The sequence below is a fragment of the Microcoleus sp. S36b_A4 genome (assembly GCF_036700645.1).
Classification (GTDB): Bacteria; Cyanobacteriota; Cyanobacteriia; order Cyanobacteriales; family Microcoleaceae; genus Microcoleus.
Genome location: NZ_JAUBPI010000060.1, coordinates 1 through 22,880, shown reverse-complemented (window position 1 = coordinate 22,880; position 22,880 = coordinate 1). Strand labels below are relative to the sequence as shown.

Here is a 22,880-nt window from a genome sequence, read left to right as displayed (position 1 = left end):
TTAGTTTGATTTCTCTAGGCAAATCCAAAATTTTCGGCATACCGGGCTTTTCGCAAGCGGGCGCGAGTTTGTTGTGTTCGAGGACGCCCGTCGAACGCGGGCGATCGCCAAGCCTCTCATCATTAATTCTATGGAAAAAGTTTTAAATCTACAATCGACTGACCGAAAGTAATGTGGTCATAAGCCCCCGGATTCATTCTTTCGCAGACTCAGGACGGAGACTTTAAAAAGCTTTGCATCTTTCCTAAAAAGCTCGCGGGTTCATTCCTTCGCAGGCTTAGGACGGGATCAATCTAAAATCTAAAATCTAAAATCTAAAATTGGTTGACTCGCCCTCGATCGGGTAGGGCGCGCCATAATCCCCCACCACAGCGGTGGGGGAACGCGCACCCGAAAGAGGGGAGTTATTAGCTAAAATAGGATTAGCAATAATTTTTTTCAGCGCTACGGCTAATCATTCATAGGGGCAATTTGATGCAAGAACAGTTGATGGAAGCGATCGCACCTTACCGTGATCGCGTAGATTATCTAGAAGTTCGCCTCGAACAAAGCGAGTCAACTGCGATTAGTTTTCGCGGCCCTCAGTTAGATGCTGTCAACCGCAGTTTTAGTCTCGCCGGCGGCATCCGCGCCTGTCACAAAGGTGGCTGGAGTTTTGTAACTTTTAACGGTTTAGATGAGTTAAAAGACCGCATTGAAGAAGCTGTAGTGCAGTCTCGTTTGGTTGGCAGCGAAAAAACTCTACTAGCAGATGTCACCCCGATTCAAGATTATGTAGCGGTGGAATTGGGCCGCGACCCGCGCTCTATTACTCTAGCCGAAAAGCGGAAATTGCTCGAATCTTATAATCAGTTGCTGTTAGATTATGACCCACGAATTCAGACGACAATGGCAGGTTACAGCGACAGATTTGGGATTACTTATTTTGTGAATTCTCAAGGTACTTGCATCGCTCAAGAGCGCTTGGACGTGACCGGGCGTTTCGGGGCGATCGCCCGTGGCGAGGGTGGTGTCGTCCGCCAAGGGTTTGAGTCGATTCACTCGCGATCGGATTACAATGTCTTGACAAATATTGAAGATCGTGTTAAAAGTGCTGCCGTTCGAGCTGTAGGCCAACTAGAGGCAAAATCGGTGAAAGGCGGTCAGTATCCGGTGATTTTAGACCCTTATTTGTCGGGAGTTTTTATTCACGAAGCTTTCGGGCATTTGTCGGAAGCAGACGGCATTTACGAAAACCCAAAAATGCAGGAATTGTTGACTTTGGGCAAGCCTGTGGCGATCGAACAATTAAATGTAATTGACGACGCAACTGTGCCGGGATTACCGGGAACTTTAAAATATGACGACGAAGGTGTGCCGGCTCAGTGCAAGCATTTAATTAAAAATGGAGTTTTAGCGGCTCGAATGCACAATCGCGAGACTGCGGGCAAAATGGGCGAAAGTCCGACGGGAAATGCCAGGGCTCTGAGTGCTACTTTTATGCCTTTGGTGCGGATGACTAATACTGCGATCGAGTCTGGCGAACATTCTTTTGACGAAATGGTTGCGGACATTGACGAAGGAGTTTATGCAGTGCGGATGTTGGGAGGACAAACCAACGGCGAAATGTTTACCTTTGCGGCGGCTCAAGGGTTCATGATTCGCGACGGCAAATTAGCCGAACCGGTGAGCGATGTCACTTTAAGTGGCAATGTATTTCAGACTTTAAAGGATATTGAGTCTATAGGAAACGACTCGGTTTATGCTTACGGCGGTTGTGGTAAAAATGGCCAGAGCGGTTTGCCAGTAAGCGTCGGCGGTCCCCATTTGCGGATTAAAAATGTCGTCGTCGGAGGAAGATAATCATTAGTCATTAGTCCTTAATTATTAGTTCAAAACTTACGCAATTGGCACATGGTGAGGGCGCGATCGCGCCCTCACGCCTCACCTTAACCAGTGCGGGACACTGACAAGTTGACAAACCACTGAAAATCTACTATTGAGGGCTTCAGCGAGGTCGTCCGGTGTTTGGGAGACTTCAGAAATTACAGAGAAATTGGGGAAGTGCGATCGCGATTATAGACTTTACCAGGCTTTCCCCTAATTTTTTGTTTAATTCCCCTTAAATTTCTTTCATCTCTACCCGATTATTCAGCCTAATGGGAATCTCAATCACAAATTATGCACCCGGTTCTGTTGGCTGTGATAAACACTTCAAATCTCCGCCGCGCTTCTCCACCATAATCTGATAGGTAATCAGATCATCCCAAACCAGTGTCTTGACCCGCAGGTTCAGTTGTAAAGAAAGGACTAAATCGATGGGTTCTTGCCTAGCTTGTTATTCCCAGCCCATTGTCTTTCACACCGATTCTTACCCCATCCTAATTCAGCATAGAAGTACAAATCGTAATCGTACCATGGTCATTTTTAATTTGCTCGGAGGTGCGTTTTTGGTCATAGCAATTCAAGGCATGAATCGCATTGCTCAGCAAATTCATAAATATCTGATTCAACTTACCGACATAACATTCTATTTTTGGCAAATCTTTTTGGGACGAGGCGCACTCTACAGATAGAGTTTGTGCGTACAGGAGTGTTTCCTCTTTCTTCTTCCTTCTCAATAAAAAATCCCGGTTTCTTCAAGAAACCGGGATTTTTCCTACCAACTAAGAGAGGAGTCAAAACTTCACAGGTAGCGGTTGCCGGAATTCTGCATTTCTCGCACAACCCTCTAAACCAAACTACGGGCAAATTCTAGTTGCAGCTTCTTTAAAGCTGTCTCATTTCCTCTTCAAGCACCCGAACCAAATCTTGATTGCCACTGGATCTCGCTACTTCTATGCGGTGCATCAGTTGCTTGTGAATGTTAGCCCGGTGGGTTTCTGCTACTTTTTTTACGTTTTGACGATTTGTGTTCATGGTGGACGTTCCTTATATTAAATTTGGTGTACCTGCTACTTCTCTAATATAGCGCTAAATTCCAAAAAGTATCTAAATTTACAAAAAATTTACAGTTGTTGACCGATCGACAAAACTCCTGTATAAGATTGGTCATAAGTCAATAGCGATATCTTGACAATCAGAAGTCATTAGGCCGATGCCCGATGCCCGATGCCCGATGCCCGATGCCCAATGCCCGATGCCCGATGCCCGATGCCCGATGCCCAACATTTACATTTAGTCAAGCGGTGCGCGGTACGCACCCTACATTTACTCAAAACTCAAAACTTGCTTCAGCGCCTCTCCCAACTGCTGAATGTGTGCGAGCTCGTGAGTTGCCATCAGCGAAATCCGAATTCGACTCACGCTTACAGTCGGAGGCCGAATCGCCGGAGCAAAAATACCCATGTCCTTGAGTTTGCTGCCCACTGTTAAAGCGGAGGCTGCATCTTTTAACGGAAGACTGAAAATTGGGGAGAGGGAATTGCTAATTGGTAATTGGTGATTGGTAATCGCGCAATATTTGAAAGTTTCGATATTTTGGCGCAACCGAACTCGGCGTTCTGGTTCTTGCTGTACAATCCTCACAGCTTCCAAAGCAGCCGCCGCATCAGCAGGCGTCAGTGCTGTAGTATAAATCCAAGTCGCAGCTCGATTACGCAGAAAATCAATTAAAGCAGCAGAACCCGCAACGTAACCACCTAAACTTCCCAAAGCTTTGCTGAGTGTACCCACTTGAATCAGTGGTGTTCCCGTACACCCGAAATGTTCTGCACAACCGGCACCGCTAGCACCGAAAACTCCTGTAGCGTGAGCTTCATCTACTAATACCATGCAGTTAAAGGTTTCGGCCACAGCCAACAACTGTGGCAGCGGACACAGATCCCCATCCATGCTAAAAACGCTATCGCTAATAATTAAACACTTGCGGTATCTCGCGCGATTTTGCTCTAACTTTGCTGTTAAATCCTCAAGATTGCAATGACTGTACTCTATGGCAGTTGCACCGCTGAGTGTTGCTCCGTTTTTCAGGCTCGAATGGTTGTACTTGTCAGATAATATCAAATCGCGCTTGCCGACAACGGATGCGATCGCCCCTAGATTCGCCAAATATCCCGAACTGAATACTAAAGCATCTTCAGTTCGTTTTAAATTAGCAATAGCTTGTTCTAGCTGTCGGTGCAAATCGCGGTGTCCGCTGACCAACCTCGAACCCGTCGCACCCGTACCAAATTCCTTAGTTGCAGTCATAGCAGCTTGAATTAACCTGTCATCCCCTGCAAGTCCGAGATAATCGTTGCTGGCAAAGTTAATCAGGCTGTGGCCCGATAACTTTACCACAGGCCCAGGGGAACTGTCGATCGATTGTGGCGATCGATACCAATCGGCACGGCGAACTGTGTCTAGGGCCTTCTCTATCCAAGCGTAAGGGTCTGCGTTCATATTGGAAAGCGATCGGGTAATACGTTATATTAGCTGGTGATCAGTTCCTCCCTATCACAGAAGCATATGCCACTCACTAAAAAATACAGATTAGTCACCCGCAGCGATTTTGACGGTCTTGTCTGTGCCGTTTTGCTCAAAGAACTCGATATGATCGACGAGATTAAATTCGTGCATCCTAAAGATATGCAGGATGGGAAAATCGAAATAACAAATAACGATATTAGCACCAATTTACCCTATGTTGATGGAGTTCATCTAGCTTTCGATCACCATTTCAGCGAAACTCTTAGACACGAGAAAATCAAAATTAACCACATCATCGATCCCTATGCAGCTTCAGCAGCTAGGGTACTGTACAAATATTATGGAGGCAAAGCAAAGTTTCCTGATATTTCTGAGGCGATGATGGCAGCCGTTGACAAATCAGATTCCGCTCAATTTGCCCAAGAAGAGGTTCTGCATCCACAAGAATGGGTGTTGTTAAACTTCATCATGGACGCCCGAACTGGCTTGGGAAGGTTTAAAGAATTTACGGTTTCCAATTATCAGTTAATGATGCAGTTAATCGATTACTGCAAAAATCATACCATCGATGAGATTTTGCAGCTTCCTGATGTAAAAGAAAGAGTAGACCTCTACTTCGAGCAAGAAGAAAAATTTAAAGAGCAAATACAGCGATGCGCCAAAGTTTATAATAATTTAGTTGTTTTGGATTTGCGTAACGAAGAGGTCATTTACGCGGGGAATCGTTTTGTAATTTATGCTTTGTTCCCTCAGTGCAATATATCGATTCACGTACTTTGGGGACTGAAACAACAAAATACTGTTTTCGCAGTTGGCAAGTCAATCTTTAACAAAACTTCTAAAACTAATATTGGGGAGTTAATGTTAAGGTATGGTGGCGGTGGACACCAGAATGCCGGAACTTGTCAGATTGAGAACGATCAAGCTAGTCAAGTTTTGAAAGAGTTAATTTCCCAGATAGAGCAAAATGGTTAAACTGGCTTTATCTTTTTTGCAGTCAGGACTTGAGTCTTTGATTATTTATTTTAATTCTCAGCACTAAAGTCCTTACTACAAACAGGGATTTTTAGGACTGAAGTCCTTACTGCCAAAGGGAGTTTAGTCCTCAAGGTTTTGCTCTGGCGGGTTCTGGGCATTGAGATTTTCGGAACTGTTGCCTTTTACTCGTGGCAAATGGTCTACCAAACCCATATCAAAAGCGATATCCGGCAACTCATCAGCGTTATATTTTCCTGGCTCAAACAATCGCCCGGGAGTAAAACAAGGCTGTTTCAATCGTACCACCTCCCCCGGAGAAAACATTCCCCTAAACATTTTGCGTTCGAGTCCCATAATTTCGGCTCCTAAAACAATTGTCGCATTAATTTTAGCAATTTTTGAGCGGCAGTTTCCCAATTAAATAAATCCGCCGTCTCTCTAGCTTTTTGAGCTACGTGAAAACGCATCGGGTCTTCAACAATTTTTCGCAACTGTTCGCGAACAGACTGAACATTTGGTTCTGCCCACTGAGGAGAATTTCTGATTTGTAGATACTGAGTATCGTAACAGTTTCCTACGGGAGTTAGATCGTAAGCAATGGGATAGCAGTTTTCAACATTGGCGTACTCAGTCGGGCCACCATACATAGTCATAGCAACGGGCAAACCTGCTGCAAAGGCATCTAAAATTTTAATCGCAAAACCCTCCCCGCGAAACGGAGCTAAAAAAGCATCGGCTGACAAGTATAAATCAGCTAGTTCTGCTTTATTATAAAATTTAGGGATGATCAGAATTTTTGCCTTTAACTTGCCGAGCTGCTTTTCGATATTGGCGAGATGTTCCACTATAACATCGGGATTTTTCCCTCCATCTTTGATTATTAACTCTACCTTAGAATCATCTTTAAACTCTTCACAAAAAGCTTGAATAGCCAGATCCGTGCCAAATCTATAGAAATCAAAAGAATTGGTCATGTGCAGAATATGTGTTACATCTTTTTGTTTTTTTGGAGATCGGGGAAAATAGAGTTGCGAGATTAAAGGGTTGAAACCTAGAGGCATGACTGATACGTTAGCAGCCGGACATCCAGCTTTGATTAAAACGTTTTTAGAGTATTGGCTGACGGCTAGTTTGTGGGATGAAGTGTTAACAGCATCGTAAATCCAGTAATCATAATCATCATGGTTTTGGGCGAATTCGTAATTGATAGCAAAAAGTTCTAAGTTGAGATGTCCGTTGAGTTCTTTTAAAAAATAAGGTTTCCAATAATGAGACCATTTGATCTGAAATAAATCTGAGGGTGTGGTGTTCATCCACTTCGCTAGCAGGTCATTTTCTTCTGCTGTCGAATTGCGGCTGAGGTGAGAGGCTATTGTTGAAGGTGCGACCGAAATAGGAATTCCCATTTGGTGTAAAGTTTTCGCCAGGGATAGGGTAATGTCGGTGAAGGAATTAAAGTGTTGAAAGGCAACGTTAAAGTGAACCATATTTATTGGTTATGAGTGCAGGGTAATCACATTTGATTTGGTATAAATTGTACTTGACAAATGACAGAAAATGCACCTGCCAGATGTAGGGCTGCGGTGGAGACGCGATCGGCGACCAACAAGCAGTTAAACGGGGAATGGACTCCCGGCAGGTATCCCTCACTCAGGCAGATGGAAAAAGGCTGCCGTCAAATCTAGCGCCAACGAAACATTGTGGAACGTGCTATCAAGCGACTCAAGCAATGGAGTCGGACGCTATTCGATATAAGAAGCTGACTGCCAATTATACAGCCATGATTACGATCGCCTGGATTGTGTTGTGGTTATAGTTTGAAAACACGCCCTAGACAAAAGCACGTGATGGAGATAAATCAACGAGGTGGAACCCCAGCGAGCGTGCTTAGCTGGCTATCAGCATCACACTCAACTTTCATTCCTTAGTTTACGAGCTGCGCTTGAATGATGCTGTCAAATATTTTAAAAATTTCCCTGATCATTATAGATTAATTAAGATGCGATTACCCTGTAAAATCTCTGAATATTTTTTATTCTTTATATTCTGGGATCGTTCAAATTGGCAAAATTTTCTTCTAAAAAACTGGCATTTAACATATTCGCCCCAGGCAATGAATCTGTTTGTTTTGTTGGTGATTTAAAGTTTGAGTCAAACCTTTCTCCATTGATAGCACCCATAAACTACAATAACTACTTTGAAATTGATTCGGATTTAACTGTAGTATATTTTGGGTTCAAATTAAGATGCGTTTACCCTGAAGCGTAAAGCCAGGATTAGGCAGCATTTAAATCTGTCTGCTTATCCTACTTGACTTTTGTGACATTTTCGTAACTTGTCACCAATGGAAAGACCCTGGTAAGGAAGATTTGGAGGCAGAGCCTCCAAATTGTTTTCTCCTTTTAATCGAGGATGTGCCTCCTCCAAAAGTCTGGCCAGGCAGAGCCTGGGGACGATTGAAATAGTCATTGGTCAGGCGTTAATTGCTACTAACTAATAACTAATAACTCATTAGCCCTTTTTTACAGCTTCTGGAACACTGCGAACATCGGCAGATACATCGAGAGCAAAATCGAACCTACGATGCCACCGACGACGACAATCATCAGAGGTTCTAGCATACTGGTAAGTCCTTTTACTGCTTCTTCCACTTCCGTTTCATAGAAAGCGCCAACTTTCATCAGCATCTTGTCAAGTTCCCCTGTCTCCTCGCCAATTGCCATCATTTGAATGGCCAAAGACGGAAAAACAGCTTGTTCTTGCAAAGCAATACTGATCATGCCACCGCTTTGAATTTCCTGTCTCGCATATTCGATCGCATTAGATATCGCCTGATTCCCCGCCACATCTCGCACAATTTCCAAAGAATTGAGAATTGGCACGCCCGATCGCGTCAGCGACCCAAATATCACGCAAAACCGAGCCACAGCAGATTTTTCGATCAAATCTCCAAAAATCGGCAACTTCATCGCAATCCTATCAATTTGTAAGTGACCTATGGGAGTTTTGTAGTACATATCGAAGGCAATTTTGAGCGCCACAATTACCCCAATAACTGTTACCTGTTGGATGGGAGGCCAAGCCGTACAAAATGCACTAATTGCCAACATAAACAGCGTAAAAGCTGGCAAATCTGCACCAATATCCTTAAAGATTTTAGCGAAAGTTGGTAGCAAGAATATGGTCATTGCGAAAAAAATCACGATCGCAATAAAGAACACAGTCTTCGGATAAGACATCGCCGAATTAATTTCAGCCTCCGTCTTGTGGTTTTTTTCCATCATCACAGCCAGACGGTCTAGGGTTTCATCTAGCACCCCCCCGACTTCTCCCGCCGCCACCATACTGATAAACAGTTGGTCAAAAACATCAGGAAACTTAGCCATCGCCTCTGCCAAGTTTATCCCCTCCTGCACGTCAGCATTCATGCTCCTGAGCGCTCGCTTCAACTTAGCATTAGAACACTGCTCGTGCAGCACGGAAAGGCATCTAACGATCGCCACCCCTGCATTAAACATAGCCGCAAACTGACGAGCAAAAATAGCCATATCCTTAACAGTAAGACTGGTAAGGTTATATTCAATTTGCTCCTGAATCTTACTGAAATCAAAGCCACCTTTCGGTTTTTGTCGGATAACGTTGGTAGCCACAGCTCACCTCTGAAAATTTATTAAAACTTAGTTGTCAGTTGTCAGTTGTCAGTTGTTAGTTGTTAGTTGTCAGTTGTTAGTTGTTAGTTGTCAGTTGTTAGTTGTTAGTTGTTAGTTGTTACCCATAATTAATAACAACGGTCAACGGCTAACTGACTTATGACCAATGACTAATAACTAATGACTAATGACTGCTGACGGAATTAATGAGCTTTTACCGGGGCGCTACCAACAGGTGCCGGGCCGATCAAGCGTTCGAGTTCGTCAGCCTTAGAAGCCTTGGCCATTGCGGATTCCCAAGTGACTTTACCGCTCTTGTAAAGTTCAGCGAGGGCCATTTCCATCGTCCTCATACCCAATTTGGCCCCCATTTGGATTTGGGAGTAAATCATCGGAGTTTTGCCCTCCCGGATCAAGTTAGCCATAGCTGGAGTATTTACCATGATTTCCATAGCGCAGCAGCGGCCGCCCCCAACTTTTATTACCAAATTTTGGCTGCAAATTCCCACCAAAGAGTTAGACACCTGGGCGCGAACTTGAGGTTGTTGAATGGGCGGGAACACGTCCAAAATCCGATCGATCGTTGCAGCCGCCGAATTCGTGTGCAGCGTTCCCATCACCATGTGACCCGTTTCTGCAGCCGAAATTGCCAGACCGATCGTTTCCAAATCCCGCATTTCCCCCACCAGAATTACATCAGGATCTTCGCGCAAAGCAGCTTTCAGTGCATTAGCAAAGCTCTTAGTATCTTCGCCCTTTTGGCGCTGGTGAAACAAACTCTTGATATTAGGAAACACATATTCGATCGGGTCTTCAACTGTTAGAATATGTTCCGCCCGCGTCCGGTTGACCAGATCCAACAACGCCGCCATCGTAGTAGTTTTCCCGGAACCCGTTTGTCCCGTCACCAACAGCATACCCCTGGGTCTTTCAGTCAGATCCCGCAAAATCTGCGGCACGCCTAAAGCATCGGCGTTAGGAATCTTAGAAGCCAGAGCCCGCATACAAGCAGCCCAAGCACCCCGCTCCCGGTAGACATTGACGCGAAACCGAGCCAATCCCCGAACGCCGTAAGCGCAGTCGAGTTCCCACTCCATTTCCAACTGCTTGCGCTGCATATTGTTGAGCATTTGGAAAATCAGGATCTGCACTTCCTCAGCAGACAGAATGTCGCCGTATTGCGTCTGAGGAGTTAGTTTACCGCTGACTCGGAAGAATATAGGCGCGCCCGCTTGGATGTGTATGTCCGAACCCCCTTGCTCTACCAGGGACTCCAGTACGTCTTCAATCATCAGACCCATAGATACCTCTCCTCGATCAAATTGATAGTTATTGACCAATCTAGCTCAGTTAACAGTCAACAGTTAATAGTCAACAGTTAACTGCTGCTGAATCAATCCAAAAAGCGTGGCGTCAAGCAGTACGGACAATCCAGCATCTCCGGCTTCAATTCCGCCTGACAAGTTTTGCAGGTAAGTCCCTGCTTGCGTTTGGCTTTCATTTCAGCCTCCAGGCCAGAGTCTGTAAACGTCACCCGCTCGACTTCTTCAAAGGTAGTCGCGCCTTCTCGCACCAATTGCAAGCTGTAAGCCAACAGCGTTTTCATCCCTTCTTCTACTGCTGCTTCCTTAATTTGCTCTGTGGGAGCTCCTTGAGTGATCAGAGTTTGAAGCCGCTCAGTATTTTTCAGGAACTCGTAAACCCCTACCCGTCCTTTGTAGCCTAGGCCGCCGCACTTCCGACAAAGTTGCTCGCGTTCTGCCAGTTCCTTCCTTTCCTCCACCGGTATGGTGTTGGCTTTGTAAATAGTCAGATCAATTTCTTGAGAAGCCGACAAACCGTACTTGCCGAGTTCTGCGGCAGTAGGCTGGTAAGGAATGCAGCATTTGTCGCAAACGCGCCGCATCAGACGCTGAGCCAACACGCCCAACAGAGCGGCCGAAACCATGAAGGGTTCTACGCCCATTTCGGCCAAACGCGCGACTGCCCCAGCCGCGTCGTTCGTGTGCAGCGTCGTCAGCACCAAGTGTCCCGTCAAAGCAGCTTCCAGAGCAGTTTTTGCCGTTTCCTTGTCCCGCGTTTCCCCCACCAGCATCACGTCAGGGTCTTGCCGCAAAAATGCCCGCAGAATGTTGGAAAAAGTCAAGTCTTTTTCCCGAATTACTTGACATTGCGTAATTCCTGGCAAAGCATATTCGATCGGGTCTTCCGCCGTACTGATATTAACCCCCGGATCGTTCCGTTCCGCCAGAATCGAATACAGAGTAGTTGACTTGCCCGAACCCGTCGGCCCCGTCACCAAAATCAGTCCGAACGGACGGCTAGCACTTTCTCGCACTAAAGCCAAAGTTTCTTCGTCGGAGATTAACAAACCCAAACCCAACTGAGTGCTGGAACTGTCCAAAATCCGCAGCACGATTTTTTCGCCGTATCGGGAAGGCAAGCTGTTCACCCGGAAATCCACCGTGCGTCCCTCAAACACCCGGCGGATGCGGCCGTCTTGAGCTTGTCGGCGTTCGGCAATATCCAGGTTGGCAATAATCTTGAAACGAGCGGTAATCGATGCGACTACCTGCTTGGGAAACCGGAAATACTCTTGCAGTACCCCGTCTTTCCGCATCCGAATCCGCATGAACTCTTCTTGAGGTTCTACGTGGATGTCAGACACCTTTTCCGACAAAGCTTTAGCCAAAATGATATTGACTGCCTTAATTACGGGAGCGGCCTCTGCATCGTCCAAGGTGTTAGCGAGGTCTTCTTGGTCGCTACTCTCCTCTTCTAGCGAGAGCTCGCCAAAATCTCCCTCCCCTAAATCCATCTTTCTCTGCTTTTCGATTTCAGCTTTTTTAGCTTCCCTCTTAACTTGTTCGTCTTGGTAAGCAGAAGTAATATCCTGGTAGTCGTCCGGCGTAATCACTCGCCGCTGCAAAGCCAAGCCATGAGGCTGTAAAATCCGCCGCAAATCTTCTATGGCGTTGAGGTTGTCGGGATCTACCATTGCCACTAAAACCGCCGCCGGCTCAGTTTCAGTCTTCGCTACGGGTAAAAACCGACCTTGGTGACAAATGTCGATCGAAATCTTCAACGTCTCGAGCATAAGTCCCAGTTGCTCGTTAGACATTTCGCTCATCTCCGGGTCAAATGCTTCAACCCCGTAGACTATCTTCCGTTCAAACATCTGCTGCTTCTTGTAAAGTCGCAGCAATTCTGGGGGTAACGGCTGCCCGGTAAGTGCTTCTAATACCTCCGTCAAACGCTTGCCCGACTTCTGGCTTTCAATTTGAGCTTGCTTGACTTGCTCGCCGTTGACGTAACCCGACTGAATCATCTTGGTGAGAGCCGGAGTAAAAACGCTTAGAGCAACTATCGATGTGGATCGAGGCGCGGATGTGCTAGTCATAAAAAACACTCAATAGGTGGGAAACTCAGTCACAAAGAGTGCTGAGAGGAAAACCAACGCGGGGTTTTAACCCCCGTATTCTTTGCTTATGGATCAGCTATCATGTTCTTGCTCAATCCCTATCTCTCAAGTGTAAGCTCGTAGTCACCTCTAAGCTTCGTCCACAAATTGACGAGACATTGGAGGGGTTTGCCGATGCTTGTCATCAAATCTTGTTCGTTGAGTGCTAAGTTGCTTACTTATTTGATTAACTTGCGGGATACTCTCGTTATAGCGTCAGGGTACATCACTTGGGGATTCCCCGTACCGGGAGAGAAAAGCGGGGCGGGGTGTGCCCCCTTCCCAGGCTAATTCTATTTTCCCAAATTGTTTGCTCAAATTACACCATCCGTGGTGGCGCGGTTAGCTGTACTAAATTAAAGATGAGCTATGTTCTGTGATGATAGCTTTTACGAAAGCCTCGATCACCCTTGTGAAATATATTTTGATTAATTATCTGCGATCGGTCACTGCCCGATCGTCGGCTGCATGAATTCCCAGGGCAAATTTGGAGCTACTCTAGTTTTGGGTCAGTAAATATTACTTTGATTCTACCCTGGTGTCCGAACCTTTATGACGTAAGCTGGACGGTTCAAAAATCTTGGAAAGAGGCAAATTAGATATCAATTGTATTTACAGATGAGCATCGGATCAAAACCAACTAATCTCTCTCATTTGGCTGGCAAAAATTCGATCCTTCAAGCTACTTCGGCGTTAGTAAATCAGAAAAACCACAGCCTCAATTCGCATCCAGATTAACAACCTAGTATCTGAGTCACAAAAGCACACAGCTAACTACTTAGTCACTCAATACAAATTCCTCTTTCTCCCGACTTGGGAAACTCAGCAAATGGTAAAAAAATCTACCTTTAGGTTGCGACTAAAACAGCCTGAGCGATGATAACTTAAAGTCACGATCGTTTTAAGTCAACCTTGAAACATCAAGCCTCCTAAGTCGGAAATCAGGTAGTTGACTTGAAAGCAAAATATACTTAAAAAAATGTTGTAAAGGTGATTGGATTAATTAAAAATGAGGAACCAACAAACGTTGGGTTGCCCCCATGGTGGCAACGATTTTATACGTAAATATCTAAACTGGCCTTTGAATATTTTATGGAAAGCTTTAAGCAATGTCTCCAGAGATGGCGAGATTTCCTCTTTTCACATTGTGCCATACACAGTAAATTTGAGTCCTCTAGATTTACCGGGTTAACTGTATCTGCTAGAATTGATAGGGTTCTGTCGCGCAGCTTTTATGATTGACGAGGAAAAACAGCAAGATCAAGATCCTAGCTCAACTGGGGAAACCACCCCAGAGGGTTCGCCAATGGCAAGCGAAAATCCGGCGGCATCGGGAAACTCGAATGAATCGGCGGATTGGGAGCTCGAACTTGCTCGAGCTTATCAAAGTGCTCAGGGCGATCGCACCCCAGCAAACGCATCGGGGCCTACCGTCACCGGCAGTTCAACCAACAGTCCGACTGCAGATGCGGCGGAGCCTTGGAAGAAGGAACTGGCACAGGTAACCGAGGAAAAAGAGGCTTTAAAAACTCAGTTGCAAGTCGCCTCCGCTCAACTAGAAGAACTGAAAAATCAAAATCTCCGCCTAGCAGCAGATTTTGATAACTTCCGCAGGCGTACCCAAAAGGAAAAAGAAGAGCTAGATTTACAGGCAAGGTGTCTCACGATCAAACCCCTGTTGCCGGTAATTGACAATTTCGAGCGCGCTCGATCGCACATCAAGCCGCAAACCGACGGCGAAATGAACATTCACAAAAGCTACCAAAGCGTTTACAAGCAAATGGTAGATAGCCTCAAGCAAATCGGGGTTTCTCCGATGCGCCCCGAAGGCGAACAGTTTGATCCCAACCTCCACGAAGCTCTGCTGAGCGAGCCAACTGACGAACACGAGGAAGGAACAATTATCCAAGAACTAGAACGCGGCTACATTCTGGGCGATCGCGTCTTGCGGCACGCCAAAGTGAAAGTTGCAGCGGCTGGGCTATCTGTGGTAGCCTCAGATGAAAATCCCGATAGTTCAGAAGGTTAATCGGGAGACAAGCTACTGCATTCCTTAAAGTCACTGACCCCCGAATAGAATTCGGGGGGTCCAAGGTGGCCGACTCACCAACTTCTTTTTAATTAAAGATGACTAAAAGCAGGTCAGCGGTTTATCCAAAAATTCTGAAAAATGTTTTTACCAGTCTTTGATACTGCTTTAGGACATCAAGTTTATTTCCTACAAATCTAGTCTGGGAATGCTTGTTTAAACAAGCTGAGTCGTTTTTCATCTCCCAACCTGTAGTTGGAGATTTCCAAACATCCCACAAAGTTTTATGAGGCGCTATGGGAAAAATTATTGGAATTGACTTAGGCACAACTAACAGTTGCGTAGCTGTGTTAGAGGGCGGTAAACCCGTCGTGATCGCCAATTCCGAGGGCGGCCGCACAACTCCGAGTATAGTAGGATTCGGCAAGGCGGGCGATCGCTTAGTAGGTCAACTAGCCAAGCGACAAGCTGTAACTAATGCTGTAAATACTGTCTACAGTATCAAACGATTTATCGGACGGCGGTGGGACGACACGGAAGAAGAACGAGCGCGGACTCCCTATACCTGCATAAGAGGCAAAGACGATACCGTTAACGTCCAAATTCGGAACAAGGTTCACACTCCCCAAGAAATCTCGGCAATGGTACTCCAAAAGCTCAAGCAAGATGCTGAAGCTTATTTGGGACAAACTGTTACCCAAGCCGTGATTACAGTGCCAGCCTACTTCACAGATGCCCAACGGCAAGCTACTAAAGACGCCGGTACGATCGCAGGCCTAGAAGTCCTGCGGATCGTCAACGAACCGACAGCGGCAGCCCTTTCCTACGGGCTGGACAAGCAAAATATAGAACAGAAAATCTTGGTCTTTGACCTAGGCGGCGGTACTTTCGACGTTTCGATCCTGCAACTGGGAGACGGAATTTTTGAAGTCAACGCTACCTCCGGTAACAACCATCTCGGAGGAGATGACTTTGACGACTGCATTGTACAGTGGCTGGTAGAAGCTTTCCGCACTCAAGAAGGCAGTGACCTTTCACAAGATAAAATGGCTTTGCAGCGCCTCCGAGAAGCTGCGGAAAAAGCGAAAATCGAACTCTCCAACCGGGAATCTACCTCAATCAATCTGCCCTTCATCTCTTCTGACGAGAAAGGGCCGAAGCATTTGGAAATGGAACTCTCCAAAGCTCAGTTTGAAAAACTGGTGGCTCATTTGGTGCAAGCAACGATCGATCCGGTGACTCAAGCCCTCAAAGACGCAAGTTTGACCCCCAAAGACATAGACAGGATTATTTTAGTCGGAGGCTCAACCCGGATTCCGGCAGTTCAAAAGGCAATTAGCAAGTATTTTGGGGGTGTTTCTCCCGATAAATCCGTCAATCCCGACGAAGCTGTAGCCGTAGGCGCGGCAATTCAAGCCGGGGTGTTGGGTGGTGAAGTCAAAGACTTGCTGCTGCTAGATGTGACGCCGCTCTCCCTGGGACTCGAAACCTTGGGCGGGGTGTTCACCAAAGTAATCGAGCGCAATACAACTATTCCCACCAGCCGATCGCAAATGTACAGCACGGCGGCAGACGGACAAACCTCGGTAGAAATTCACGTACTCCAAGGCGAGCGGGCATTAGTTAAAGACAATAAAAGTCTCGGCAAGTTCCTGCTCAAAGGCATTCCCCCAGCCCCCCGCGGCGTACCTCAAATCGAAGTTACCTTTGAAATCGATGCCAACGGGATTCTCAAAGTGGCTGCTGAAGACAAAGGAACCGGAAAAGAACAAAGCATCCAAATTTCCAATACAGGGGGATTGAGCGAAACCGAAGTCGAGCGGATGCGACAAGAAGCCGAACTTTACGCCGATGAGGACATCAAGCGCGCTCTACTCGTCGAACTCAAAAATCAAGCTGACTCCCTCGTCTATAATTGTGGTGTAACTTTAAAAACCAACGCGCAACTGCTGAGTGACGAGCTCAAGGCCGAAGCGGAAACAGCCGCAGCAGCCTTGCGGGCAGCGATGACTAACCCCGACATCACAGTCGAGGAACTCACGCCCGCAATCGAATCTTTCAAGCAACTGCTATACTCGCTGGGGACAGCAGTCTACGACCAAGCCCGCAGCGGGGTAGCCCCGTCAGGAGCTGTTGTTGAAAGCGAGATGATGTCAGAAGTAGAATCATCAGAACCAGAAGATGTTAAAGCGGACGACGACAGCATTTTGCTGAAAGAAGAGCTGCTGGTGGCGCCGGAATCAAAGCCGGAATCAAAGCCGGAACCAAAGCCGGAACCAAAGCCGGAGCGACAGTCAAAACGACAGTCAAATCCACAGCCAAGTCCACAGCCAAGGCCACAGCCAAGTCCACAGTCAAAACAAAAACAGAAGGTTCCCGAACCAGAAGTTGATGATATGAATCCTTTCCTTTAAAACTGAAAAGCTAAAAATTAAAAGTTAAAAATTGACAATGAGAATTTTTGATTTTTAATATGTAATTTCAGGAAAGGTCGCCCGTTTCTTTTTCGTACACTTTTTGTTATTTACCTCCAGGCAAGCAGCTCTATGGCCGGTGATTACTATGAAATATTAGGCGTTTCTCGCAGCGCAGACAAAGAAGAAATTAAGCGTGCTTACCGCCGCCTAGCTCGCAAATACCATCCAGATGTCAACAAAGAACCCGGTGCCGAGGAGCGGTTTAAAGAAATTAACCGCGCCTACGAGGTCCTCTCAGAACCCGAAACCCGTGCTCGTTTCGACCGTTTCGGTGAAGCAGGCGTCAGCGGTGCAGGGGCACCTGGGTTCCAAGACTTTGGTGACAGCTTTGCCGATATTTTTGAAAGCTTCTTTCAGGGCTTTCAGGGAGGTGTCGGCCAACAACAGCAAGGTCGCAGGCGCAGTGGGCCGGTGCGCGGAGACGATTTGCGCCTAGATTTGCGGCTGGATTTTCGGGAAGCAGTGTTTGGTGGGGAAAAAGAACTCCGCATCAAGCATCTAGAAACCTGCGAAACTTGCACCGGGACTGGCGCGAAACCGGGAACCCGACCACAAACCTGCTCGACTTGTACCGGCAGTGGTCAAGTCCGACGTGCTACCCGCACTCCTTTCGGCAGCTTTACTCAAGTTTCAGTTTGCCCCACTTGCAACGGCACCGGGCAAGTGATTGAGGATAAGTGCGAAACTTGCGGTGGCCGGGGCCAGAAAGAAGTGATGAAAAAGCTGAAAATCACAATTCCGGCTGGGGTTGACAACGGTACTCGCTTACGGGTTTCCAATGAAGGGGATGCCGGCAAACTGGGCGGGCCGCCCGGAGATCTTTACGTGTTCTTGGCGGTGAATGAAGACCCGCTATTTAAGCGGGACGGCACTAACGTTAGCTCGGAAGTTAAGATTAGTTATTTGCAAGCAATTTTGGGGTGCCGGTTGGAAGTGGAAACCGTAGACGGGCCGACGGAATTGTTGATTCCTAGCGGAACTCAGGCGAATACTGTTCTTACTCTTGAGAAAAAAGGGGTGCCTCGGTTAGGAAATCCCGTCAGTCGTGGCGATCATTTGATTACGGTGTCTATTGACATTCCGACTAAGGTGACGGCTGAGGAACGGGAATTGCTGATGCAGCTTGCTAAGCTGAAGGGCGATCGTACCGGTAAAGGCGGCTTGGAAGGATTTCTGGGCAATTTGTTTCAGAAATAAGCAATTTTTGACACCAATTGGTGTCAAATTTTCCTGTTTCAGGATTCCCCAGCCATTTGTTTTAGTATCTGTCAAAAAAATGTGGGCAATTGCTCACAAAAATCTCAGGTGGGACGCTTCCTGGGCATTGCGTTTCAGCAGCGCTGAAAAAAGTGAGCGCAATTGCGCTCACTTTTTTCAGAAAGAATAATAGTCTGTGTCCAATTGGAAAGAAAATTTTAGATTCTCCAGTTTGCAGGCAACTTGTTTAAAAAAGTAAGTAAGGCTTTCAGGATTTGAGATTGCAAAAAGCATTATGAATTCAACATCGAAAATTGAAAATCCCAAATCCCCTGATGCCAAAATCGATCTGCGGGGTACTCCGTGTCCTCTGAATTTTGTCCGCACTAAACTGCGCTTGGAGCAAATGGCACCGGGAGCAGTGTTGGAGGTGTGGCTGGATGCTGGGGAGCCGATCGAACAAGTACCCGATAGTCTAAAAATGGAAGGCTACCAGATTCTCGAAACGCAATTTGTCGCGGATGAGCCGGATTCTGGATTTTTTTCGATGAAAGTGCAGCGCCCAGAAGACAAGGAAGCCGGATGAGCCTGAATTCACCCTCGATTGTGGGTACTGTAATTGCTGTTCAGGCTAACTTCTACCAAGTGAGGTTAGATCCCGAAGTCTCCATTGACGGGAAAAATGCTCCCCTCGCGGATTCTCCGACTCTCCTGTGCACTCGTCGCACTCGACTGAAAAAAATTGGCCAACAGGTGATGGTGGGCGATCGCGTGGTGGTAGACGAACCGGACTGGACTGATCGCCGTGGTGCAATTTCTGAAGTATTCCCGCGCCAAACAGAACTCAACCGCCCGCCTGTAGCTAATGCCGATCGCATTCTCCTCGTTTTTGCCCTTGCTGAACCAGACTTAGATCCCGCATCATTAACTCGGTTTTTAGTCAAAGCCGAATCTACAGGTTTAGAAGTGAGTTTGTGCCTGAACAAATGCGATTTGGTCACGCCCCAGGAGTTGGAACAGTGGCGCGATCGGCTTTCAGGCTGGGGCTACGAACCAATGTTTATTAGTGTCCGCAGCGGTGCAGGAGTTCAGGACCCCCCCGCTAATGGTCAAAATGAAGTTTCTAAATCGGAACCAGCTTTCCATGACTTAGTGGAAAAAATAGAGCCATCTCTGCTGAGTTCTGAGGACAACCCCCAAGTTCCAAATTCGGTCAAGCCGTTACATCCGTTAAACCCCGTACATAGCGCGTTGCCGAACTTGCTTCAAGACCACCTGCAAGGAAAAATAACGGTAATTTGTGGCCCTTCTGGGGTTGGCAAGTCCAGCTTGATCAACCAACTGATCCCGGCCCTGAACCTCCGAGTGAACGCTGTTTCTGGCAAACTCGGCCGCGGGCGCCATACGACTCGCCACGTCGAACTATTTGAACTCCCCGGCGGCGGACTCTTGGCCGATACTCCGGGCTTTAATCAGCCGGCTCTCGAATGCGATCCCTCAGAATTAGCGGAATATTTCCCAGAAGCGCGCCAGAGGCTGGCTTTGGGTAGCTGCCAGTTTAGCGACTGTTCGCACCGAGACGAGCCTAACTGTGTAGTGCGGGGCGGTTGGGAGCGCTACGAGTATTACTTGCAGTTTCTCGAAGAGGCGATCGTCCGCCAACAAGCTCTGCAAAACTCCAGCAGCGCCGAATCGAGTTTGAAGCAGCAAACCAAGTCGGATGGTACCCAGCATTACGAACCGAAGCTGCAAACTAAAAAATATCGCCGCTCTTCCCGCCGCCTTCAACACCAGTCCCTCCAAGATATGTGTCAAGACTTAGAGGAATTGTGAGGAAGTCGCCGCCCATCGCCCGTAAGCACTAGACAACAGTACCAAGACTTACCCAGAAACCGGGTTTCCTCCACGAAAATACTTCGTTGCACCCCGATGCCCCCTTCACAAAACCGTCTTTCTTTAGTGGCGAGGGCGTAAGTCCTGAGTACATTAATAGCTAAAATTAAATGGCCTTAGATTTGTTAAAAAAAGTAGAACAGAAGCAAAAGTTAGCGGGTACTGCAGGAGCAAAAATATTGTGAATATTCAAGAACTGTTTCAAAAAGGCGGCCCCGCCATGTGGCCCCTGTTGGTGTTATCGATTCTATCTTTGAGTACCATTATCGAGCGCTTGTGGTTTTGGGCAAGCCTTCTGAGCAAAGAAAAGCAGATTGTTAACCGGATTCTGGAAGCGGCTCGCAGCGATTGGGGGGCGGCTAACGAGATTGCCAGACAAGCTAACCGACAGCCGATCGGGCGATTTCTTTCTGCACCCCTGCGGCTCTACAATCCCGAACCAGATTTATTTCGACTCGCACTTGAAGCTGCAGCCGATGAAGAGTTGGCTTCGATGCGTCGCGGTGACAAAATCTTAGAAGCTACGATCGCTCTCGCCCCTTTGCTGGGCTTGCTGGGAACTGTTTTGGGCTTGATTAACTCGCTCAGTTCCATCCGTCTGGGCGACATCGGCACGGCGGCAACAACTGGCGTAACTTTGGGGATTGGCGAGGCGCTGATCACTACTGCATCTGGGATGGTAGTAGCAATTTTTACCTTGGCGTTTTATCGGATATTTCAAGCTTTTTTGTTCAACCAGGCAAAAATATTTCGCAAAGCTGGAAATGAATTGGAATTGCTTTACAGGCAATACTGGCCTGCAGCTAATGCTAAGGGTCGATCACCCGGTGCAGAATACAGCAATTCTTCTTTTGGTGCAGATGGTTTGAACAGGCGTTCTCTCAATTCTCAAGAATCGGGAGAACGGAATCGGGAGCCGAAATTGAAAGGTTCCGATCCGGCTGAAGATTCACCTTCTAATAATTAAAACTACTGAGAACTGATGAAGATTAATCTAGATACTCCTGCTGAAGAGGCTCGGATTGAGCTGGTGCCTTTAATTGACGTGATCTTTTGCATTCTGACGTTTTTTCTCCTGGCTGCTTTGCAACTGACTCGCCAGCAAGCCATTAATGTGGATTTGCCTAAAGCGAAGACTGGACAAACGCAGATGCGAGAGATGCTGATTGTCAGCATTGACGATTTCGGGCAAACTTATATCGACCAATTGCCTGTTAATTACCAACAGCTCGATCGAGTTTTAAAGAGTTTCCAAAGCCAGAATCCTACGGGGTTGATGGTGCTGTACGCTCCTCAAAATGCGAGATATGCCAAAGTAGTCGAGGTTTTAGACAAATTGAGAGAGGTAGGGGGCGATAGAGTTGCCCTGGCAACTCTTCCTAGTTCGGCTCCCTCCCCATTGCCCAATACCTCGCTTCCCAATTCTGGCATTCCTGCGGCACCTGCGATCGGCAATTCCGGTCAACCCCTGCCGTCTCCTGTGCCTCCGGGGCAGCAACAGTTCAACCCCAATCAGTTTCAATCCCCTCTCCCCACTCCTGGGCAGCAGCAGTTCAATCCGAATCAGTTTCAATCCCCTCTCCCGGCTCCTGGGCAGCCTAGCAACTCTGGGGCAACTCAGGGCATTCCTCCTGTTTCGCCTGCACCCGCTGGTTCCAATTTCACTCCTGGAGTCGCCACTCCACCGCAGGATGGCGGGTCCTCGAATTAGTTAGGAAGAAGGTTCGGCAACGGATTGTGTAACGGATGTAACGGATGTAAAAGATTTCAGTCCGATGTCCGTCGGAAGAAGGGAGAAGGAAGAGGGGAGAACAGAGAAATAGAAATTTTCCCAATCTCCCGCTCTTCCGCTCCCCTCATCTCCCCCTCTCGTCATCTCCTCATCTTTCAATCTCCCCTTTTCCCATCTCTCCATCTCCCCCTCTTCTCCTCTCCCCATCTCCCCCTCGCTGAGAGAATCTCCGCCGAATTTGGTATAAAGGGCTTCAATTCTTTTGGTTCGTACTGAGCCTTTTTTCTCTTGACAAGTAGATAGACTTGTATATGCCTGCGGAAGGAACTTTTGCAGACATCTCGCCATCTCTATCGCTAAGTAAGTTATTTCCTAGGACAGATGGTAATTTTGTCAAATAATTGTTACCTTTTGTAATATAGACTAAAGCCAGATGGGCCATCGGGCATCCCGAAACCAACTGTCGATCGCTGAAACAACTTACAAATCTGGTTAATCCAGGTGTTCACTTTTAAGTCACCTTTACTTACAGAGGAGTCAAAGTCATGAGCCAACCAGCAGAATTGTCTTTGGAACAGCAATTTAGCCTGTGTTCCTTCAAAACACAGGTAAGTGACATGAGCCGCGAACAAGCTCAGGAGTTTTTGGTCAAGCTTTACGAGCAAATGATGCTACGAGAAACCATGTACCGCCATTTTCTGAAACACCACTGGGGTTTAGAACCTAACCCAGGCGTTGAGTAACCAAGAGTCGCAGTCGGCGACCTCCGTCTCTTACTCTGTTCCCTCATGCGGAAAGGAGTTGGGGGTGATGGGGCGTCACTCGAAGGCACAAGGTAGAAAGCATCTGTACAGACGTGAGGAAAACTTGACAATTCCTTTGTGGATTTCACTGAATGTGGAAGTCGAGGTAAGCAGTTTGTCGATCGACACCACTGGAGAGTGCAAAGATAATTTATCGCGCCTCAACTCGAAAATTGGACAACTATTAATAATAAGTAGGGCTTGCTGAATAATCGATCGCACATCAAGAATAAGAGCGATCGATATCTTCAAGCCGAGTTAAATATAAGTTT

The 22,880-nt window shown here is 47.0% G+C and carries 19 protein-coding genes; 12 read left to right on the top strand and 7 right to left on the bottom strand.

Annotated features, from left to right (window positions below; genetic code table 11):
- The first annotated feature begins 474 nt into the window (after positions 1 to 474).
- A complete protein-coding gene (locus QUA03_RS18845) occupies positions 475 to 1,842 on the top strand; it encodes a TldD/PmbA family protein (protein WP_333203857.1) in 1,368 nt (455 codons plus the stop codon).
- A gap of 554 nt (positions 1,843 to 2,396) precedes the next feature.
- Complete coding sequence (locus QUA03_RS18840; protein WP_333213888.1) at positions 2,397 to 2,555, top strand: hypothetical protein; 159 nt, start codon at positions 2,397 to 2,399, stop codon at positions 2,553 to 2,555.
- 193 nt (positions 2,556 to 2,748) lie between these two features.
- Here the strand turns inward: QUA03_RS18840 and pirA are convergent, their stop codons facing one another.
- Positions 2,749 to 2,898, bottom strand: a complete 150-nt coding sequence (pirA, locus tag QUA03_RS18835; protein ID WP_172185012.1) for an arginine synthesis PII-interacting regulator PirA — start codon at positions 2,896 to 2,898, stop codon at positions 2,749 to 2,751.
- Positions 2,899 to 3,189: 291 nt separating this feature from the next.
- The gene (gene bioF, locus QUA03_RS18830; RefSeq protein ID WP_333213887.1) at positions 3,190 to 4,362 is read right to left on the bottom strand and encodes an 8-amino-7-oxononanoate synthase; all 1,173 of its coding nucleotides are present in this window, start codon (positions 4,360 to 4,362) and stop codon (positions 3,190 to 3,192) included.
- 66 nt (positions 4,363 to 4,428) lie between these two features.
- Here bioF and QUA03_RS18825 point away from each other — a divergent pair, with 66 nt between their 5' ends.
- The gene (locus QUA03_RS18825) at positions 4,429 to 5,364 is read left to right on the top strand and encodes an exopolyphosphatase (RefSeq protein ID WP_333213885.1); all 936 of its coding nucleotides are present in this window, start codon (positions 4,429 to 4,431) and stop codon (positions 5,362 to 5,364) included.
- Between the two features lie 123 nt (positions 5,365 to 5,487).
- Here the strand turns inward: QUA03_RS18825 and QUA03_RS18820 are convergent, their stop codons facing one another.
- Both QUA03_RS18820 and QUA03_RS18815 read right to left on the bottom strand, forming a co-directional pair.
- Positions 5,488 to 5,721: a hypothetical protein gene (locus tag QUA03_RS18820; protein ID WP_333213883.1), complete on the bottom strand. Its 234-nt coding sequence runs from the start codon at positions 5,719 to 5,721 to the stop codon at positions 5,488 to 5,490.
- Between the two features lie 11 nt (positions 5,722 to 5,732).
- A complete protein-coding gene (locus QUA03_RS18815) occupies positions 5,733 to 6,854 on the bottom strand; it encodes a glycosyltransferase family 4 protein (RefSeq protein WP_333213882.1) in 1,122 nt (373 codons plus the stop codon).
- A 60-nt stretch (positions 6,855 to 6,914) separates the two neighbouring features.
- Between QUA03_RS18815 and QUA03_RS18810 the strand changes: the two genes are divergently transcribed.
- Positions 6,915 to 7,052: a hypothetical protein gene (locus tag QUA03_RS18810; RefSeq protein ID WP_333213880.1), complete on the top strand. Its 138-nt coding sequence runs from the start codon at positions 6,915 to 6,917 to the stop codon at positions 7,050 to 7,052.
- An 837-nt stretch (positions 7,053 to 7,889) separates the two neighbouring features.
- Here the strand turns inward: QUA03_RS18810 and QUA03_RS18805 are convergent.
- The 3 genes from QUA03_RS18805 to QUA03_RS18795 form a co-directional block, all read right to left on the bottom strand.
- Entirely contained in the window at positions 7,890 to 9,017 is a 1,128-nt protein-coding gene (locus QUA03_RS18805; protein ID WP_333213878.1) for a type II secretion system F family protein, read from the bottom strand.
- A 203-nt stretch (positions 9,018 to 9,220) separates the two neighbouring features.
- Complete coding sequence (locus tag QUA03_RS18800) at positions 9,221 to 10,318, bottom strand: type IV pilus twitching motility protein PilT (RefSeq protein ID WP_333085111.1); 1,098 nt, start codon at positions 10,316 to 10,318, stop codon at positions 9,221 to 9,223.
- A 92-nt stretch (positions 10,319 to 10,410) separates the two neighbouring features.
- A complete protein-coding gene (locus QUA03_RS18795) occupies positions 10,411 to 12,417 on the bottom strand; it encodes a GspE/PulE family protein (RefSeq protein ID WP_333085112.1) in 2,007 nt (668 codons plus the stop codon).
- Positions 12,418 to 13,711: 1,294 nt separating this feature from the next.
- On the opposite strand from QUA03_RS18795, the gene grpE reads away from it, so the two are divergent.
- The 8 genes from grpE to QUA03_RS18755 all read left to right on the top strand — a co-directional run bounded on the left by grpE (position 13,712) and on the right by QUA03_RS18755 (position 22,548).
- Complete coding sequence (gene grpE / locus QUA03_RS18790) at positions 13,712 to 14,506, top strand: nucleotide exchange factor GrpE (RefSeq protein WP_333213876.1); 795 nt, start codon at positions 13,712 to 13,714, stop codon at positions 14,504 to 14,506.
- Positions 14,507 to 14,802: 296 nt separating this feature from the next.
- Positions 14,803 to 16,920: a molecular chaperone DnaK gene (gene dnaK / locus QUA03_RS18785; protein WP_333213875.1), complete on the top strand. Its 2,118-nt coding sequence runs from the start codon at positions 14,803 to 14,805 to the stop codon at positions 16,918 to 16,920.
- A 132-nt stretch (positions 16,921 to 17,052) separates the two neighbouring features.
- Positions 17,053 to 18,180, top strand: coding sequence for a molecular chaperone DnaJ (gene dnaJ, locus QUA03_RS18780; RefSeq protein ID WP_333085115.1), 1,128 nt, complete (start codon positions 17,053 to 17,055; stop codon positions 18,178 to 18,180).
- A gap of 295 nt (positions 18,181 to 18,475) precedes the next feature.
- Positions 18,476 to 18,766, top strand: coding sequence for a sulfurtransferase TusA family protein (locus QUA03_RS18775; RefSeq protein WP_333213873.1), 291 nt, complete (start codon positions 18,476 to 18,478; stop codon positions 18,764 to 18,766).
- Complete coding sequence (gene rsgA / locus QUA03_RS18770) at positions 18,763 to 20,013, top strand: ribosome small subunit-dependent GTPase A (protein WP_333213871.1); 1,251 nt, start codon at positions 18,763 to 18,765, stop codon at positions 20,011 to 20,013. Before QUA03_RS18775 ends, rsgA begins: the two co-directional genes overlap by 4 nt.
- Before the next feature lie 241 nt (positions 20,014 to 20,254).
- Complete coding sequence (locus QUA03_RS18765; RefSeq protein WP_333213869.1) at positions 20,255 to 21,040, top strand: MotA/TolQ/ExbB proton channel family protein; 786 nt, start codon at positions 20,255 to 20,257, stop codon at positions 21,038 to 21,040.
- Between the two features lie 15 nt (positions 21,041 to 21,055).
- Positions 21,056 to 21,784: a biopolymer transporter ExbD gene (locus tag QUA03_RS18760; RefSeq protein WP_333213867.1), complete on the top strand. Its 729-nt coding sequence runs from the start codon at positions 21,056 to 21,058 to the stop codon at positions 21,782 to 21,784.
- A 566-nt stretch (positions 21,785 to 22,350) separates the two neighbouring features.
- Positions 22,351 to 22,548, top strand: coding sequence for an NblA/ycf18 family protein (locus QUA03_RS18755; RefSeq protein ID WP_006635253.1), 198 nt, complete (start codon positions 22,351 to 22,353; stop codon positions 22,546 to 22,548).
- Positions 22,549 to 22,880: the final 332 nt, after the last annotated feature.

Excerpts from the sequence above, each read along its gene's own strand:
- grpE (WP_333213876.1), top strand. The coding sequence starts at position 13,712 with ATGATTGACGAGGAAAAACAGCAAGATCAAGATCCTAGCTCAACTGGG.
- dnaK (WP_333213875.1), top strand. The coding sequence starts at position 14,803 with ATGGGAAAAATTATTGGAATTGACTTAGGCACAACTAACAGTTGCGTA.
- QUA03_RS18760 (WP_333213867.1), top strand. The coding sequence starts at position 21,056 with ATGAAGATTAATCTAGATACTCCTGCTGAAGAGGCTCGGATTGAGCTG.
- QUA03_RS18755 (WP_006635253.1), top strand. The coding sequence starts at position 22,351 with ATGAGCCAACCAGCAGAATTGTCTTTGGAACAGCAATTTAGCCTGTGT.
- QUA03_RS18800 (WP_333085111.1), bottom strand. The coding sequence starts at position 10,318 with ATGGGTCTGATGATTGAAGACGTACTGGAGTCCCTGGTAGAGCAAGGG.
- QUA03_RS18840 (WP_333213888.1), top strand. The coding sequence starts at position 2,397 with ATGGTCATTTTTAATTTGCTCGGAGGTGCGTTTTTGGTCATAGCAATT.
- QUA03_RS18825 (WP_333213885.1), top strand. The coding sequence starts at position 4,429 with ATGCCACTCACTAAAAAATACAGATTAGTCACCCGCAGCGATTTTGAC.
- QUA03_RS18795 (WP_333085112.1), bottom strand. The coding sequence starts at position 12,417 with ATGACTAGCACATCCGCGCCTCGATCCACATCGATAGTTGCTCTAAGC.
- rsgA (WP_333213871.1), top strand. The coding sequence starts at position 18,763 with ATGAGCCTGAATTCACCCTCGATTGTGGGTACTGTAATTGCTGTTCAG.
- QUA03_RS18815 (WP_333213882.1), bottom strand. The coding sequence starts at position 6,854 with ATGGTTCACTTTAACGTTGCCTTTCAACACTTTAATTCCTTCACCGAC.
- QUA03_RS18820 (WP_333213883.1), bottom strand. The coding sequence starts at position 5,721 with ATGGGACTCGAACGCAAAATGTTTAGGGGAATGTTTTCTCCGGGGGAG.
- QUA03_RS18810 (WP_333213880.1), top strand. The coding sequence starts at position 6,915 with ATGACAGAAAATGCACCTGCCAGATGTAGGGCTGCGGTGGAGACGCGA.
- pirA (WP_172185012.1), bottom strand. The coding sequence starts at position 2,898 with ATGAACACAAATCGTCAAAACGTAAAAAAAGTAGCAGAAACCCACCGG.
- bioF (WP_333213887.1), bottom strand. The coding sequence starts at position 4,362 with ATGAACGCAGACCCTTACGCTTGGATAGAGAAGGCCCTAGACACAGTT.
- dnaJ (WP_333085115.1), top strand. The coding sequence starts at position 17,053 with ATGGCCGGTGATTACTATGAAATATTAGGCGTTTCTCGCAGCGCAGAC.
- QUA03_RS18775 (WP_333213873.1), top strand. The coding sequence starts at position 18,476 with ATGAATTCAACATCGAAAATTGAAAATCCCAAATCCCCTGATGCCAAA.
- QUA03_RS18845 (WP_333203857.1), top strand. The coding sequence starts at position 475 with ATGCAAGAACAGTTGATGGAAGCGATCGCACCTTACCGTGATCGCGTA.